Raw genomic sequence first — 17688 nt, 5'->3', positions numbered from 1 at the left:
TAACGAGCCGGATAATAACAATTAAAGAAGTGATGGAAATAATAAATAACCAAAATGACTAAGAGGATTTAGCGGTAAGTTCTATCTGAAAAAGTGGTAAAGGGAGTTTTTTATCGTACTGAAATCGCTATAAAATTTCCCACACACTTCGCGGGCATTTTCAAAGTGACGGAAAGTAAAAGAAAAACCCCGCCGGAGCGGGGTGATGAAATTTTTTCAGGACACGGCTTTTACGCTCAAGTCTCAGAGATGGAAGGCGTTATGCTGCTCGAACCACGCAAACTGACCGGCGGCAAAGACCGACATTTTACTGCCGCTGTGACCGGTGTCAGACAGGTCCATAAAGTGCCAGTTAAACGGCGTGTTGTTCTGTTCGGCACGCTGCTGGGATGTGGTGAAATAGCTTTCCGCCCGTTCCAGCCGGTTAGTCCCCTGCGCCATCGCCTGTTTGGATTTACGCAGGAGATGATTTTCCGGATCGTCATCCTCAGCGCCCACGGCAATCAGCACCGGTTTCGCAAAATAATCATTGAGCTGTTGCTGGTTAACCGCCACCGGCGATTCACGTAAACCATACGGCCAGCGCTGATCAGCGTCCGGCAATGTCCACCAGCCCGCTGCGGCGCAGACGGCAGCTTTGACATTCGGCTCAGGCAATAATGTCAGCATGCGGTGAACAAACTGGCAGCCCGCGCTGTTCCCGAACAAATAGTATTGCTTCTGGCTGGTCACGCCCAGCTTTTGCAACGTCGTAAACAGATTATCGACCATGCTGAACGCCCACTGCGATTTCGGCAGACGGCGGTGCGTTTTGCTGTCCACCAGATTCCCGAGGTTATAACCCGCCGCGCCGGGGAATTCCTGTTCGCTGAAATGCGGCACCATCACCCGCAGGTGGTACTGATCCGCGACGGTTATCCAGTCATTACGGTAGGTCGCCGCATTGCGGTCAATGCCGGTCATTACCATCACTACCGGCGTATTTTCATCGGCACCGGCGGGCTGGTAGGTGAAGACTTCCAGCGTCTTCTTACTCTGAGCCAGAGGGACATGCATAACGCCCGCTCCCGCAGGGAAAGCCAGCGGGAGTTTGGCCGCAGCCGGTTTGGCGACGGGTGGCACTTTTACAGCAGGCTGAACGGTTTTAGCCGCGGCGGACGCGGCTTCCTGTGCGGGGGCCGTGGTTTCTGCCTGCACGCCAGCAGAGAACAACAGCGCCAGAACAGCGCAACGAAGCACAGTAATCATTCACTATCTCAACAGGTTAGTTTCTACCGGCTCACTGTAAGCCAGCAATGCAGGTGGAGTAAAGAGAGTAAAAGTCAGGATTTGGTGAAGAAAAGCGCAGTTAAGTCATGGCACGTCAGCCGGTATTCCGGTACTATGCCGCGTTTTTTCGAGCAACGAGACAGCCTCATGACCACCACACTATTTAAAGATTTTCAGTTCGAAGCCGCACACCATTTACCGAACGTCCCGGCCGGGCACAAATGCGGCCGGTTGCATGGCCACTCTTTTACCGTTCGTATAGAAATCACCGGTGAAGTGGATCCGCACACAGGCTGGGTAATGGATTTCGCCGATCTGAAAGCTGCATTCAACCCGACGCTGGACCGCCTCGATCACTATTATCTCAACGATATTCAGGGCCTGGAAAATCCAACCAGCGAAGTGCTGGCGGAATGGATCTGGAATGAGATGAAGCCAAAGTTGCCTTTGCTTTCCGCCGTGCGCGTGAAAGAAACCTGCACAGCGGGTTGCGTCTATAAAGGCTGAACTATCCCATCCGATCCCCAAAATCATTCGTGTTGCATCAAGGCGGCAAACGAATGATCCCCGGGAGCTTACATCAGTAAGTGACCGGGGTGAATAAGAGCAGCCAACGCAGAGGCAGCGCGAAGGATGCAGGGGATCAGGCGATGTTGAGATATTTATGGGTCTGCATCGACAGCCGCCAGTTCTTTGCAATGCAGGTCGCAATGCAAAGTTTGGTGGCTTCTTCTTTTTGGCTGATAGGCTGCAACGCGATAATGCGTGATTTACTGTCGGTCAGCGTTTCCAGCAAGGCTTCCAGTGCGTCGATATCACGCTGGCGAGCCACCGGATGTTTCACTTCATCAGCACGTTTCAGCGCCTGCGGCAGAATGTCGTACCCGCCACGCATATTCACTTTAGGTGAAACGGTGACCCAGGTATTCACTGAGCAACGCACTTCATGCGTGCCGCTGGTTTCAATCTGGCAGCTGAAGCCGTTTTTCTCGAGCAAAGAAGTCAGCTCCGTCAGGTCATAAATACACGGCTCGCCGCCGGTAATCACCACGTGACGGGCGGTGTAACCCTGCTGTGCAATGACGTCCAGCAACTGTTCTGACGTCGCGTTACCCCAGGCATCGCTCTCTTCGGTTTTGACCAGAATGCGCTGCATATCGACTTCCCGATCGGCAATTTTATCCCAGGTGTGTTTGGTGTCGCACCAGCTGCAACCCACCGGACAGCCTTGCAGGCGCACAAATATCGCCGGCACGCCGGTAAAATAACCTTCCCCTTGCAGGGTTTCGAACATCTCATTAATCGGGTACTGCATCGTTTTCTCAGTCATCTCTAAAAAATCAGCGCGCATTATCACAGATAAGACGGGTGAGGCCAAACTTGTGCTGTAAATGAGTATGGCAGATTTACCCGTCGCCATTTTTCAGGCATAAAAAAACCCGCCGGAGCGGGTTTTTAAGAAAGCGTTACGGGGCAGTAATTACTGACCTTTAACTTCTTTCAGACCGTTGAACGGAGCAGGAGTACCCTGTGCCGCCAGCGCTTCTTCGATACGGATCAGCTGGTTGTATTTAGCAACACGGTCAGAACGGCTCATAGAACCGGTTTTGATCTGGCCTGCAGCAGTACCGACCGCCAGGTCAGCGATGGTTGCATCTTCAGTTTCGCCTGAACGGTGAGAGATAACGGCAGTGTAGCCAGCATCTTTAGCCATTTTGATCGCAGCCAGAGTTTCGGTCAGTGAACCGATCTGGTTGAATTTGATCAGGATGGAGTTAACGATGCCTTTGTCGATACCTTCTTTCAGGATCTTGGTGTTGGTGACGAACAGATCGTCACCCACCAGCTGGATTTTGTCGCCCAGAACTTTAGTCTGGTAAGCGAAGCCATCCCAGTCAGATTCGTCCAGACCGTCTTCGATAGAAACGATTGGGTACTGTTTGGTCAGGTCTTCCAGGAAGTGAGTGAACTCTTCAGAAGTGAAGGCTTTGTTGCCTTCGCCAGCCAGAACGTATTTACCGTCTTTGTAGAATTCTGATGCTGCACAGTCCATCGCCAGGGTGATGTCTTTACCCAGCTCGTAGCCTGCTGCTTTCACGGCTTCTGCGATAACAGCCAGTGCTTCTGCGTTAGAACCCAGGTTTGGCGCGTAGCCACCTTCGTCACCAACAGCAGTACCCATGCCTTTAGATTTCAGAACTTTAGCCAGGGTGTGGAAAACTTCAGAACCCATACGGATGGCTTCTTTCAGCGTTTTCGCGCCAACAGGCTGAATCATGAACTCTTGGATATCAACGTTGTTATCAGCGTGTTCGCCGCCGTTGATGATGTTCATCATAGGCAGTGGCATAGAGTATTTGCCTGGGGTGCCGTTCAGTTCTGCAATGTGTGCGTACAGTGGCAGACCTTTAGAAGCCGCAGCCGCTTTAGCAGCAGCCAGGGAAACAGCCAGAATCGCGTTAGCACCGAAGTTAGATTTGTTTTCGGTACCGTCCAGGTCGATCATGATTTTATCGATGTTAGCCTGGTCTTTCGCGTCTTTGCCCAATACAGCCTGAGCAATAGGACCGTTAACAGCAGCAACGGCTTTCAGAACGCCTTTGCCCAGGTAACGGGATTTGTCACCGTCACGCAGTTCCAGCGCTTCGCGGGAACCGGTAGAAGCACCTGATGGCGCAGCAGCCAGACCAACAAAACCACCTTCCAGATGAACTTCAGCTTCTACAGTCGGGTTACCACGGGAGTCGATGATTTCGCGACCGATGACTTTAACGATTTTGGACATTAGGATTTCCTCAGTACAAGTTAACTAAAGCTTCAGACAAACGACGCATCTGCGACACGTCGTTTCCCCTGTATTTTATTTTACCTGACGCTTCTGATACTCACCGGCAGCCTTCACGAAGCCTGCAAACAGCGGATGACCATCACGCGGCGTAGACGTAAATTCTGGATGGAACTGGCAAGCCACAAACCACGGATGATTTGGCAGCTCGATAATTTCCACCAGTTGCTTATCGCCAGAGCGACCGGCTACGCGTAAACCTGCGGCTTCGATTTGTTTCAGCAGCATATTGTTCACTTCGTAACGGTGACGATGACGTTCAACTATTGTCGGCTCGCCGTACATCTCACGAACCAGGCTACCTTCATTCAGGTGGCATTGCTGACCACCCACACGCATGGTTCCGCCTAAATCACTGTCTTCGGAACGTACTTCGACGTTACCTTCTTCATCGCGCCATTCCGTGATGAGGGCGACGACAGGGAACTTACAGTCTGGCACAAATTCGGTTGAGTTGGCGTTATCCATACCAGCTACGTTGCGGGCAAACTCAATCAGCGCAACCTGCATACCCAGACAAATACCCAGATAAGGAATGTTGTTTTCACGCGCATAGCGGGCTGTCGCGACTTTCCCTTCCACACCACGGTAACCGAAGCCACCTGGGATCAGGATTGCATCCAAACCTTTCAGCACTTCGACGCCACGGGTTTCGACATCCTGTGAATCGAGAAGTTTAATGTTCACGGTCAGGCGATTTTTCAGGCCACCGTGTTTGAGCGCTTCAATCACAGACTTATAGGCGTCTGGCAGCTCCGTGTACTTACCGACCATACCGATGGTAACTTCACCGCCCGGATTGGCTTCTTCGTAAACAACCTGTTCCCACTCGGACAGATTTGCTTCCGGCACGTTGATGTTGAAACGTTTACAAATATAGTCGTCCAGACCCTGGGATTTCAAGAGGGCCGGGATTTTATAAATGGAATCAACATCTTTAAGGGAAATAACCGCTTTTTCCGGCACGTTACAGAACAGCGCGATTTTCGCACGTTCGTTGGCAGGAACAGCACGGTCTGAACGGCAGATCAGCACATCTGGCTGGATACCGATAGACAGCAGTTCTTTAACAGAATGCTGGGTCGGTTTTGTTTTCACTTCACCGGCAGCGGCCATGTAAGGCACCAGCGTCAGGTGCATGTACAGCGTATGTTCACGGCCCACTTCAACCGCCATCTGACGAATCGCTTCCAGGAATGGCAGGGATTCGATATCACCGACAGTGCCGCCAATCTCAACCAGCACGACATCGTGGCCTTCGCCGCCTTCAATGATGCGTTCTTTGATGTTGTTGGTGATGTGCGGGATAACCTGGATGGTTGCGCCGAGATAATCGCCGCGGCGCTCTTTGCGCAGCACGTCAGAATAGATACGGCCAGTGGTGAAGTTATTGCGGCGGGTCATCTTGGTGCGGATGAAACGCTCGTAGTGACCCAGATCGAGATCGGTTTCAGCGCCATCTTCGGTAACGAAGACTTCGCCGTGTTGAGTTGGGCTCATCGTACCCGGATCCACGTTGATATACGGGTCCAGTTTCATGATGGTTACGTTGAGGCCACGGGCTTCGAGAATAGCCGCCAGAGAGGCTGCGGCAATGCCTTTACCCAGAGAGGATACGACCCCGCCGGTCACAAAAATATAATTAGTTGTCATGCTGAACCTGAGAGGTTAGGTTTAAAGATGATGGAGTAACCAAGACGGGAAAACAGTATACCGGAACCTTGTGTGCGCCACAAATAATCGTTTTGCTGTCCATCATCGTTTCCTTGCCGTCAGTTCAGAAGGGTTTTGCCTTTCAGCCCTTCCCTCTCAGTCTTTTAAAAACAAACAGTTAGCCTGTAAAAAGTGCATTACTGTTCGCATGACACACTAAAACATCTTAGATTTCAATTTGTTGGACTTTAATGCTCGCAGATCAGCGTTTTAGCCCCTGAATGACACTGAGCTTAACCGTTTCAGCACTTTCAGATCTTGTCGCCGATCAAAGTCGCACTCGCCGATATCAGCCTTCCTGCTTTTTCACCTGCTGCCAGGCGGCTTCCATCTGTTCGAGCGTGGCGTCTTCCATAGCTAACCCTTTGCCGCGGATAATCTCCTCAACCTGCCGGAAACGGCGCTCAAACTTGCGGTTGGCGGCCTGCAACGCGTCTTCCGCTTTGTGACCGAGATGACGGGAAAGATTAACGGTCGCAAACAGCAGATCGCCAATTTCCTCACCGAGTTTTTCTTCGTCGATAACCGCCTGACGCGCTTCAAACATCACTTCGTCAATTTCTTCGTACACTTTATCGAGCACCGGCCCGAGCGTCGTCCAGTCAAACCCAACGTTCGAACAGCGTTTCTGAATCTTGTGCGCCTTCATCAGCGCGGGCAGCGCAGAAGGAATATCATCGAGCGCGGAATGCAGCGACTTATCCGCACGCTCCAGCGCCTTACGTGCTTCCCACTTCACCAGCACGTCTTTGCTGCTGGCGTCTTCCGACCACGCGGCTTCATCACCAAAAATTTGCGGATGGCGGCGCTCCAGTTTGTCGGAAATCGCATTGCAGATATCGTTGAATCCAAACAATCCCTGCTCGCTGCCCATCTGGGCATAGAACACTACCTGAAACAGCAGGTCACCCAGTTCGTCACGCACATCGGCGTAGTCCTTGCGGGCAATCGCGTCCAGCACTTCGTAGGTTTCTTCCAGTGTATACGGCGCGATGGTCTCGAAAGTCTGCTCTTTATCCCACGGGCAACCGGCTTGCGGGTCGCGCAGAGTTTTCATGATGGTGAGCAAACGTTGCAAAGCAGTTTCAGTCATAGCGCCTATCCGTTTTAAAATTTTTTCTGACAGAATAAAAATAAGAAAGGCCCGACTGGCGGGCCTTCAGATGAAGATAATCAACTGCCGTGCAGTCGTTTCGCTTCAATGACATCCGGAAGCTGATTCAGTTTGGCAATCACGCGCCCCAGAACCTGAGGGTTGTAGATTTCGATATCCATATCGATGGTGGCCAGCTGCTGTTTGGTATCGCTGCGGCTGGCAACGCCCAGCACGTTCACTTTTTCGTTGGCGAGAATGGTCGTGATATCTCGCAGCAGGCCGCTGCGGTCATTCGCGACGACACGCACCACCAGCGAATAACCGCTGGAATAGCTTTCGCCCCACACGGCGTCTACCACGCGTTCCGGCGCATTCGAACGCAAGTCTTCCAGCTGATCACAATCGGCGCGGTGGATGGAAATCCCACGCCCCTGCGTGATGTAGCCGACGATTTCATCGCCCGGAATCGGCTGGCAACAGCGCGCAATGTGGTGCATCAGATTGCCCACGCCTTCGACCACAACGCGGCCATTGTCTTTGTTACGTGCTGGTGGCGGTGTGGTTTTCTGCGTCAGCTGGCGCAGCGCTTCTTTATCCAGTTCTTCCGCGCTCGGCTTTTTCAGCTGCGATTGCAGGAAGTTGATCATCTGATTGATGCGGATATCACCGTTGCCGATTGCGGCCAGAACTTCGTCGAGCGAGTTCACGTTGTAGCGCGGCATCAGCAGTTTTTCAGCATCTTTGATGCTGATATCCAGCCGGTCTAGTTCATCGTCGAGGATCTGTTTACCGGCAATAATGTTCTTGTCGCGATCCTGCTTACGGAACCAGTTCTGGATTTTAGAACGCCCGCGGCTGGTGGTGACATAACCGAGGCTCGGGTTCAGCCAGTCGCGGCTTGGGTTCGCATGTTTCTGGGTGATGATTTCAATCTGATCACCCATCTGCAACTGATAGGTGAACGGCACGATACGCCCGCCGATTTTGGCACCGATACAACGGTGACCGACATCGCTGTGGATATGGTAAGCAAAATCGAGCGGCGTTGAGCCCATCGGCAGGTCGATAACGTCGCCTTTTGGCGTAAACACGTAAACACGATCGTCGAAGACCTGGCTGCGAACTTCGTCGAGCATTTCGCCCGAGTCGGCCATTTCTTCCTGCCACGCGATAAGTTTACGCAGCCATGCGATGCGGCCTTCGTAACCCCCGCTGCGGCCCCCGACCACGGCGGTGCCTTCCTTGTATTTCCAGTGCGCGGCGACGCCCAGTTCGGCATCTTCATGCATCTGGCGGGTACGGATCTGCACTTCCAGCGTTTTACCGCGCGGGCCCAAAACCACGGTGTGAATCGACTGATAACCATTTGGTTTCGGGTTGGCCACGTAATCGTCAAACTCATCCGGCAGATGGCGGAAATGCGTGTGCACAATCCCCAATGCGGCGTAACAATCCTGCAAGCGCTCCACCACGATACGCACGGCGCGCACGTCGAAAAGCTCGTCAAAGGACAGGGATTTTTTCTGCATCTTGCGCCAGATGCTGTAGATATGTTTCGGGCGGCCATAGACATCCACTTTGATGCCTTCTTCCAGCATGGCGTTTTTCACGGTCGACACGAAATCGTCGATGTACTGCTCGCGGTCGATACGGCGCTCATGCAGCAGCTTGGCAATCCGTTTGTATTCATCGGGATGCAGATAGCGGAAGCAGAAATCTTCCAGTTCCCATTTGAGCTGGCCGATACCGAGGCGGTTCGCCAGCGGCGCATAGATATTGGTACATTCTTTGGCGGCCAGAACGCGCTCTTCTTCCGGCGCGTCTTTGACTTCACGCAGATGCGCGATACGTTCGGCGAGCTTGAGCACCACGCAGCGGAAATCTTCCACCATCGCCAGCAACATGCGGCGGACGTTGTCCACCTGCTCGGAGCCCATCGAATCGTTTTGTGTGGCTTTCAGCTGGCGGATGGCGTCCATATCACGGACACCGTGAACCAGATCCGTGATGCCTTTGCCGAATTGCTGGGTGAGGGTTTCTTCGTCGATGATGCCGTCATCGACCAGCGGGAACAGCAGCGCGGCGCGCATACTGTCGTTATCCATGCTGAGGGTCGAGAGGATTTCAACCATTTCCAGCCCGCGCCACAGAAGAAGTGACGCGTCAGGATGGCCCTGCGTTTGTTGCTCGCAATAGCGCCAGGTTTCGGCTAAACGCTCACATGATTGCTGGCTGGACAGCCCTAAACTGTTGATCCAGTCGTCGAGCGCAAACTCGCCAGCCGTATTCAGATGTGCACTTCTTACCGCAACCATACCCTCTCCCTACGTTTCTGATACAACGCCTGTATCAGACGGGTTGATAAACAGAGCCATCGATTCAAGGTGCCCGGTGTGCGGGAACATATCCAGCATACAAACCTGAGCTAAGCGATAACCCGCCTCCAACAAAATTTTACTGTCCCTGGCCAATGTCGTGGGATTACAGAACACATTCACCACGCGCCTAGGGGCAAGCTTAATAATATGCGCCATTACGCCAGCAGCGCCGCCCCGGGCCGGATCCAGCAGGACTCTCGTGAAGCCTTGCGCCGTCCAGGGTTGTTTACTGACATCGTCTTCCAGATTTTCGTGGAAAAACGACACATTATCTAATCGATTATTCCGGGCATTATCTTGCCCATTCGCCACCAGTGTAGCAATACCTTCGACGCCGACAACCTGCTTAGCTCTTTTTGCCAGCGGGTGGGTGAAATTTCCCATCCCGCAGAACAAATCCAGCACGCAATCTTCGGCCGTCAGCGCCAGCCGCAGGTCGAATAATGCGAACACCGCGGTTTGACGCGCGCCGCACTGGTCGTCAGCAAACGTTTCACCCGTCCTTTGGCGTACTGACTTTTATCTTCTGTTAAAGTGACTTCCGCCTGTTCGTCAGGCAATAAACCCCTGACAAATACGGCTTTGCCATTGTGGCTCGCATCACCCTGCCCGAAAGCATCAAGTTCGGTGGCGGTCACACTTATCGTTTGCCGGGTCGTCACACGACGGTTCGCAGAGTAGAATTGAGCCATTATTGTCGATTGCACGCTGGTTTATTAAGCTTACTTTAGGTAATTCTCCCACATTGGAACCTCATGACCAAATATAGCCTTCGCGCACGGATGATGATTTTGATTCTGGCACCGACGTTAATGATCGGTTTGCTGCTCAGCACCTTCTTCGTGGTACACCGCTACAACGAGTTGCAGAACCAGCTGACAGACGCCGGAGCCAGCATTATCGAACCGCTGGCGGTCGCGAGCGAATATGGTCTGACGTTCCGTGAACGTGAACCGGTAAAGCGCCTGATCAGCCGTCTTCACCGCAATCATTCTGATATTGTCCGCAGCATCAGCGTCTACGACGGTGACAACAAACTGTTCGCCACCTCCAATTCGCTGCGCGAAGGCAGCCCGTTGCAGGTGAAAAGTGTCGACGATATTCCGCGTAATCTGACGAAAGTTCGCGCCGGCGATATGTTAATTCTGCGCACGCCGATTCAGGCCGAAAACCACACGGAAACGGATGACGAAGCGTTCAGGATGTCGCCGGAACACATGCTGGGTTATATCGCCATTGAGCTGGATTTGCGCTCCGTTCGCCTCGCGCAATATCAGGAAGCGTTTGTTTCCACCATGCTGCTGTTGCTGTGTCTGGGGATCGCCACCCTCTTCGCCTACCGTCTGATGCGCGACGTGACCGGCCCCATCCGCAATATGGTCAATACCGTTGACCGGATCCGTCGCGGGCAGCTCGACAGCCGTGTGGAAGGGAATATGCCGGGTGAGCTGAGCATGCTGAAAAACGGCATCAACTCGATGGCGATGTCGCTGACCGCGTATCACGAAGAAGTGCAGCAGAACATCGATCAGGCCACGTCAGATTTGCGTGAAACACTTGAACAGATGGAAATCCAGAACGTCGAGCTGGATCTCGCGAAAAAACGTGCGCAGGAAGCTGCGCGTATTAAATCTGAATTCCTGGCCAACATGTCGCACGAACTGCGTACGCCGCTGAACGGCGTGATTGGCTTCACCCGTCAGACGCTCAAAACGCCGCTCTCGCCAACGCAGGCGGACTATCTGCAAACCATTGAGCGTTCCGCGAATCACCTGCTGACCATCATCAATGACGTTCTTGACTTCTCGAAACTGGAAGCCGGCAAACTGGTGCTCGAACATATTCCGTTCTCCCTGCACGAAATGCTCGACGAAGTGGTCATTCTGCTGGCCCACACCGCGCACGATAAAGGCCTCGAGCTGACCCTGAACGTGCATAACAACGTGCCGGAAAACGTCCTCGGGGACCCGATGCGCATGCAGCAAGTGGTCACTAACCTGCTGGGAAATGCGATTAAATTCACCGAAAGCGGCAACATTGATATCAATGTGGAATTACGTTCACAGAATAATTTGCAGGTGGAGCTGGAAGTCCAGATTCATGATACCGGCATCGGTATTTCCGAGCGCCAGCAGTCGCAGCTTTTCCAGGCCTTCCGTCAGGCGGATGCCAGCATTTCACGCCGTCACGGCGGCACCGGTCTGGGGCTGGTGATCACCCAGCGTCTGGTCAAGGAAATGGGCGGCGATATCAGCTTCTACAGCCAGATTAACCGCGGCTCAACGTTCTGGTTCCACGTCACGCTGGAGCTCAATGAAAACCGCCACGTGACGCCGGTTTCCATGAGTGGCCTTGAAGGCAAACGTCTGGCCTACGTCGAAGCCAACCCGGCAGCGGCCAAAGCTACGATGGAAATCCTCCAGGCCACGCCGCTTGACGTCACTCACCGCACCACGCTGGCGGCGCTGCCGGATGCCTATTACGACATGATGCTGTGCAGCATTCCCGTCATGCCCGACCAGACGCTGTCCGACTACGACGGCAAGCTGCAAAAAGTGCTGAGCATGACGCGGCATCTTCTGCTGGCACTGCCGAGCCAGTTCCAGGTCGATGCCGAAGAGCTGAAACGACGCGGTGTACAGGCTTGTCTTATCAAACCAATGTCCAGCATCCGCCTGCTGCCTTTGCTGCTTAAAGAGCAACAGACCTCGGTCAGGGTGATTAACAACGAAGAAGGACGCACTTCGCGCCTGCCGCTGACCGCAATGGCCGTGGACGATAACCCGGCAAACCTCAAACTGATTGGCGCGTTACTCGAAGAACTGGTGGAAACCACTGTGCTTTGCCACAGCGGTGAGGAAGCGATTGACGTCGCGCGTCATACCGATCTGGATATCATTTTGATGGATATTCAGATGCCCGACATCGACGGCATCCGCGCCAGCGAAATCATTCATCAGATGGCGCGCCATGCCAGTACGCCTGTCGTGGCCGTGACCGCACACTCACTGAGCGGGGAGCGCGAGCAATTACTGAAGCTCGGCATGGATGATTATCTGGCGAAGCCTATCGACGAAAGCATGCTGAAAAATGTGCTGTCGCGTCATTATTCTCATCAGACGCAGCTGGATTCACCGTTACAAACCGAAGAAAAACTCGCACCAATCAGCACACTCGACTGGCAGCTGGCGCTGAGCCAGTCCGCCAATAAAGTCGCGCTGGCGCAGGATTTACTGCAAATGTTGGTGGAATTCCTGCCGCAAGTTGCAGAGCGGGTGGAAGCCATCACGCGTAACGAGCCGGATGACGATATTCTGGCGCTTATTCACAAACTGCACGGTAGCTGTAGCTACAGCGGCGTACCGCGTCTGAAACAGCTGTGTTTCTACATCGAACAGCAACTGCGTCAGGACGTGAGCGTTGAAGCGCTGGAACCTGAATGGTTTGAGTTGCTAGACGAAATCGAAAATGTGAAACAGGCTGCGGTGGCATATTTGCCGAGGTAAAACCGCAAAACCAAAACAGCACATCAGAACCAGGTTTTCACCGCGCCGGTGACATCCCATTGTTCATTGACCAGCAATAGCTGGCGCCATTTGTCGAACGTCAGGCACGGGTGGCAGATATCAAACACCAGCATGTCGCCGACTCTCAGATCCGCATTTTCCGGGATCGACATAAACGCATGCTGATCCATCATCGCGTAAACCTTCCAGTCCTCAGGTGCAGGCACCACGGTGGTGTAACCGGCCTGCATGGCGCTGCGCGGACGGAAATGCCCGGCGGCTTTCGGATAACCGGCGTCATAACCCGCATCACGCTTGCCTAACGCGATAATCGCCCTGCCTGGCTCCGGCAAAGACTGCACCGCAGCCCAGACCTGCAATGCGGGCTGTAAACTGCTGTTCATCTCACGCGCCACCGGATTGCTGGTTTGCATACGCTCCAGCGCCGCCTGATACGCACCGACGTCATGCGTGACGTAACAACCCGAACGCAAAATGACATCCAGCGTATAACGCTTTTGCGCATCCAGATGCGGGTTTTCCCGCGTCAGTTCTTCCGCCACCACATCAAACCAGGCCGAACCGGCACCGGTTAAAATCACCGTGGGTTCAGCGAATTCACCGGCCTGCGCCAGCGCTTCCGTGCGTGCCAGAACGTGACGCAGAAAAGTGCGAATCACCGCTTCGTCATTGCTGACCCCTTCATAAAGCTCGACGCCCACCAGCGCCAGCGATTGCGGCCAGCGTTTCACGGCGGCGAGTACATCAGTTTCCTGCTGAACTGTGCGGATCCCGGTGCGGCCGCCCGCAATCCCGTATTCAAACATGACCCGGAGTTTCAGTTGCTGGCCCGCAAAATAGTGCCCGAGCGCGTCCGCGTTTTCGGCGGAATCCACAATGCAGGTGAAATCAAAATCAGGATCTTCTCGCAGCAGTCCGGCGATCATCGCCATATTGCCTTTGCCGACCAGCTGATTCGCCATGATCACTTTGCGGACGCCGTGCTGAAATGACGCGTTCACCTGTGGCGCGGTGGCCAGCGTGATCCCCCACGCGCCATATTCCATTTGCAGCTGATACAGCTCAGGGCTCATGGTCGTTTTGCCGTGCGGTGCCAGCTTAAGCCGGTAGCGCTGGATAAATTCACGCATCCAGGAAAGATTGTGTTCGATTCTTTCTTCAAGCAGAACAGCAACCGGCAGGCTGACGTCTTCACGCAGAATGTTCCAGCCCTGCGCGCGGATATCGCCCGTCAGCGCACCGGCTTTCAGCGTTCCTAATCCTTTGGTTTGAGTTTCTACCGGCTGCTTCGAAAAATCAGTCTCTGACATGCGTGTTTTCTCATTGGCAAATGTCTCTAGAACCTAACGTAAAATCGCCGCAAATAAAATACAAAAACCGGCGCAGGCTGGGCCTTAACGCCGGTTTTTTATGTGGACTGCTTTCGCCTAGAGGTTTTGCGATAACTTAATGGTGGCGGCGATATTGCGTGCAGATTTGCGCAGGTTGTCTGCGGCATTTTTCAGCGCGTCTTCCAGCGTACACACGCTGTAAAGCACGCTGAAAACGGCGTCCAGACCGTGGCTGTAAACGACATCCACATCTTTGGTCAGGCTGCCTGCGATACCAATGACGGGTTTGTTATAGCGTTTAGCGACCCGCGCCACACCAATCGGCACTTTGCCGTTGATGCTCTGGCTGTCGATCCGGCCTTCACCGGTGATCACCAGCGTGGCATCTTTCACCAGCGCATCGAGACCCAGCGCGTCGGTCACGATTTCAATGCCCTGACGAAGTTCTGCATGGCAGAAACCGAACAACGCCGCACCCATGCCCCCTGCCGCGCCGGCCCCCGGAACATGCTCAACATCGATGCCCAGATCCTTTTTGATCACCCGCGCATAATGATGCAAATAGCCGTCGAGTTGCTCGATCATTTCCGGCGTCGCGCCTTTTTGCGGCCCGAAGATCGCAGAAGCACCGTCTTTCCCGGTCAGCGGATTGGTGACATCACAGGCCACTTCAAAGCGACATTTTTTAATTCTGGGGTCCAGTTCGCTGATATCGATATGGTGCAGTTTCTCCAGCTCGCCGCCACCCTGACCAATTTGCTTGCCCTCTTTGGTCAACAGTTTTGCGCCCAGCGCCTGCATCATGCCTGCCCCGCCATCGTTGGTAGCGCTGCCGCCGATGCCAATAATGCAATGTTTCACGCCATGGTCGAGCGCAGAATGGATAAGCTCGCCCGTCCCGTAAGAGGTCGTTTTCAGAGGATTGCGCTGCGCGGCAGGCACACTTTCCAGCCCGCTGGCCGCCGCCATCTCGATGAAAGCGATTTTCTCATCGCCTGAAAGCCCGAAGAAAGCTTCAAGGGGCGTGCCCAGCGGCCCGGTGACATTTACCTTAACCACACGGCCTCCGGTTGCCGCCACCATCGCTTCGACAGTGCCTTCGCCGCCGTCAGCGACCGGCAGCTTAACGTACTCTGCCTCCGGGAAAATCTCACGGAAACCACTCTCGATGGCTTTTGCCACATCCAAAGCAGACAAACTTTCTTTGTATGAATCCGGTGCGATCACTATTTTCATAAAGTCATTACCTTCATAAACTGCACGCGCCGATGTGGGAAAGCGTCCTGTCAGTTTTGCATCCTGCCTGAAGGGAAACGCGGCCTGTTTGACGATTCTCGGCCACGCTGCCACCGCAGACTAACGGGTAACTTCAACCTTCGCTAAGGTTTCATAATAGCGTGCAATGGCGCTATGGTCAGATTGCCCGTGACCATCCGCTTTCAATGCCTGCATCATTTCCATGACCAGCGAGGTCAGAGGCAGTTGCGCGCCGACGCCATGAGAAGTGTCCAGCGCATTGGCTAAATCTTTGATATGCAGATCGATACGGAATCCCGGTTTGAAATTGCGATCCATCACCATCGGCGCTTTTGCTTCCAGAACCGTACTTCCTGCCAGACCACCGCGAATGGCCTGGAAAACCAAATCAGGATTCACACCCGCTTTGGTCGCCAGCACCAGCGCTTCAGACATCGCCGCGATGTTCAGCGCCACAATGACCTGATTCGCCAGTTTGGTGACGTTGCCTGCGCCAATATCACCGGTATGCACCACGGAACCGGCCATGGATTTCATAATCTCGAAGCATTTGTCGAAGACTGCTTTATCCCCGCCAACCATGACGGACATGGTGCCGTCGATGGCTTTCGGTTCGCCGCCGGAAACCGGCGCATCCAGCATCGCGATTTGTTTCGCGGCTAATGCCTGACTTATTTCACGGCTGGCCAGCGGTGCGATAGAGCTCATGTCGATGAAAATCGTGCCCGGACGCGCGCCTTCAATCAGACCATTTTCACCCAGCGCCACTTCTTTGACCTGCGGTGAGTTCGGCAGCATGGTGATGATGACGTCTGAGAGCGCAGCGACGGCTTTCGGTGTCTCCGCAGACGTTGCGCCCAGTTTTACCACTTCGCCGACCGCGTCCTGATTACGGTCCATCACGACAACCTCATAACCTGCTTTCAGCAGGTTTTTGCTCATAGGTTTGCCCATGATGCCTAAACCAATAAAGCCAATTTTCATTCGGGTATCCTCTTTATATTGATGTGATGAGACCGGTTCACTGAGTGAAGCGATCGCACAGCGCCTGAGTACCGGCGCGGAAAACGCCTAAATCACTGCCGACGGCAACAAACGTTGCGCCCCAGTCCAGATAGCGACGCGCATCCGCTTCAACCGGCGCCAGAATGCCGCTGGCTTTTCCGTGTGCTTTTGCACGTTCAAAAATGTGGCGGATTGCCGCCTGAACATCCGGGTGCCCGGCATTGCCGAGGTGCCCCATGGCCGCAGCCAGATCGCTCGGGCCGACAAAAATGCCGTCGATGCCATCGACAGCCGCTATTGCGTCAAGATTGTCGACACCTTGCTGACTTTCGATCTGCACCATTACCGCGATGTTGTCGTTAATGCGGGTGAAGTAATCCGGCACGGTGCCGAACATATTGCTGCGATGAGAAACAGAAACGCCGCGGATCCCCGCGGGCGGATAACGGGTAGACGCCACGGCTCGTTCTGCCTGTTCCTGCGTTTCAACGAACGGGATCAGGAAGTTATAGAAACCGATATCCAGCAGCCGTTTGATGACGACAGGATCGTTAAATTGCGGGCGCACAACCGGCGCGCTGCGGCTGCCTTTCAGCGCCATCAGTTGCGGAACAAACGTCGTCACATCATTCGGCGCGTGTTCGCCATCCAGCAGTAGCCAGTCAAAACCCGCCACGCCAAGCACTTCAGTGGAGATCGGGCTACACAGCGCTGACCAGCAGCCAATCAGGGTTTTCCCCTGCAATAAGTCCTGACGGAACCGGTTTGGAATCATTTGATCACTCATAGCTAACCTCGTTAAGTTTGGAATAATGTTTTATTTTTAAAACTTATATTATCCCCCTGCGAAAAATTTATATAAACACCGAAACCCGTGCGTTTATCCTTCCCTTAAATTAACCCACAGGGTATTCCACACCGCCTCCGGAGAGCCAATACAGTATAAAAAACAGGGCTCAAAATAACACTGTGCAATCGCACAAGAATGAGTAATGTTATTGTGACTATTCTTTTGCATTCACACATCAGCGTGGGAGGAGAATCACAGATTGTGAAAACCTGATATCCCCGTAAAACAAAGGGTGATATTCATCACGTTTAATCTGTCACCTGCCCCACAGAATGACGCTCTGCAGGCGAAATGCTGGTCAGTTGCACAATGAGCTTCCGGTATCAGTCCTTTATAATGAACTCCCTCTTCTGTACGGACAGCAAGAGTGTCAGCGGAACGTTCAGAGAATTAACCGAAGCGTTTTTTCGGAATATT

Annotated in this window: 12 protein-coding genes and 1 pseudogene; 2 read left to right on the top strand and 11 right to left on the bottom strand. The window is 53.6% G+C overall.

The window, feature by feature from the left end:
- Window positions 1–243 precede the first annotated feature (243 nt).
- The gene (locus tag BV494_RS20215) at window positions 244–1248 is read right to left on the bottom strand and encodes a hypothetical protein (RefSeq protein WP_104924443.1); all 1005 of its coding nucleotides are present in this window, start codon (window positions 1246–1248) and stop codon (window positions 244–246) included.
- A gap of 168 nt (window positions 1249–1416) precedes the next feature.
- Between BV494_RS20215 and queD the strand changes: the two genes are divergently transcribed.
- Window positions 1417–1776, top strand: a complete 360-nt coding sequence (gene queD / locus BV494_RS20210; protein ID WP_104924857.1) for a 6-carboxytetrahydropterin synthase QueD — start codon at window positions 1417–1419, stop codon at window positions 1774–1776.
- A gap of 136 nt (window positions 1777–1912) precedes the next feature.
- Here the strand turns inward: queD and queE are convergent, their stop codons facing one another.
- The 6 genes and pseudogenes from queE to rlmD form a co-directional block, all read right to left on the bottom strand.
- The gene (queE, locus tag BV494_RS20205) at window positions 1913–2584 is read right to left on the bottom strand and encodes a 7-carboxy-7-deazaguanine synthase QueE (protein ID WP_101078526.1); all 672 of its coding nucleotides are present in this window, start codon (window positions 2582–2584) and stop codon (window positions 1913–1915) included.
- Between the two features lie 165 nt (window positions 2585–2749).
- A complete protein-coding gene (eno, locus tag BV494_RS20200; RefSeq protein ID WP_104924442.1) occupies window positions 2750–4054 on the bottom strand; it encodes a phosphopyruvate hydratase in 1305 nt (434 codons plus the stop codon).
- A 75-nt stretch (window positions 4055–4129) separates the two neighbouring features.
- Window positions 4130–5767 carry a glutamine hydrolyzing CTP synthase gene (pyrG, locus tag BV494_RS20195; RefSeq protein WP_104924441.1) on the bottom strand — a complete coding sequence of 546 codons (1638 nt, stop codon included), beginning with the start codon at window positions 5765–5767 and terminating at the stop codon, window positions 4130–4132.
- A gap of 349 nt (window positions 5768–6116) precedes the next feature.
- A complete protein-coding gene (gene mazG, locus BV494_RS20190) occupies window positions 6117–6920 on the bottom strand; it encodes a nucleoside triphosphate pyrophosphohydrolase (protein WP_104924440.1) in 804 nt (267 codons plus the stop codon).
- Window positions 6921–7000: 80 nt separating this feature from the next.
- Entirely contained in the window at window positions 7001–9238 is a 2238-nt protein-coding gene (relA, locus tag BV494_RS20185; RefSeq protein WP_104924439.1) for a GTP diphosphokinase, read from the bottom strand.
- Between the two features lie 9 nt (window positions 9239–9247).
- Window positions 9248–9993, bottom strand: a pseudogene (rlmD, locus tag BV494_RS20180) (23S rRNA (uracil(1939)-C(5))-methyltransferase RlmD).
- Between the two features lie 63 nt (window positions 9994–10056).
- Between rlmD and barA the strand changes: the two are divergent.
- A complete protein-coding gene (gene barA, locus BV494_RS20175; RefSeq protein WP_104924438.1) occupies window positions 10057–12807 on the top strand; it encodes a two-component sensor histidine kinase BarA in 2751 nt (916 codons plus the stop codon).
- Window positions 12808–12830: 23 nt separating this feature from the next.
- Here the strand turns inward: barA and BV494_RS20170 are convergent, their stop codons facing one another.
- The 4 genes from BV494_RS20170 to garL form a co-directional block, all read right to left on the bottom strand.
- A complete protein-coding gene (locus BV494_RS20170; protein WP_104924437.1) occupies window positions 12831–14138 on the bottom strand; it encodes an amino acid deaminase in 1308 nt (435 codons plus the stop codon).
- A 117-nt stretch (window positions 14139–14255) separates the two neighbouring features.
- The gene (locus BV494_RS20165; RefSeq protein WP_104924436.1) at window positions 14256–15395 is read right to left on the bottom strand and encodes a glycerate kinase; all 1140 of its coding nucleotides are present in this window, start codon (window positions 15393–15395) and stop codon (window positions 14256–14258) included.
- A gap of 120 nt (window positions 15396–15515) precedes the next feature.
- Window positions 15516–16454 carry a 2-hydroxy-3-oxopropionate reductase gene (gene garR, locus BV494_RS20160; RefSeq protein ID WP_226790095.1) on the bottom strand — a complete coding sequence of 313 codons (939 nt, stop codon included), beginning with the start codon at window positions 16452–16454 and terminating at the stop codon, window positions 15516–15518.
- The gene (garL, locus tag BV494_RS20155; RefSeq protein ID WP_104924434.1) at window positions 16438–17208 is read right to left on the bottom strand and encodes a 2-dehydro-3-deoxyglucarate aldolase; all 771 of its coding nucleotides are present in this window, start codon (window positions 17206–17208) and stop codon (window positions 16438–16440) included. The genes garR and garL overlap by 17 nt, the downstream gene beginning before the upstream one ends.
- Window positions 17209–17688: the final 480 nt, after the last annotated feature.

Source organism: Rahnella sikkimica (assembly GCF_002951615.1).
Classification (GTDB): Bacteria; Pseudomonadota; Gammaproteobacteria; order Enterobacterales; family Enterobacteriaceae; genus Rahnella; species Rahnella sikkimica.
Note: the sequence above shows the minus strand (reverse complement) of the source record. Positions and strands in the feature narration are given on the sequence as shown.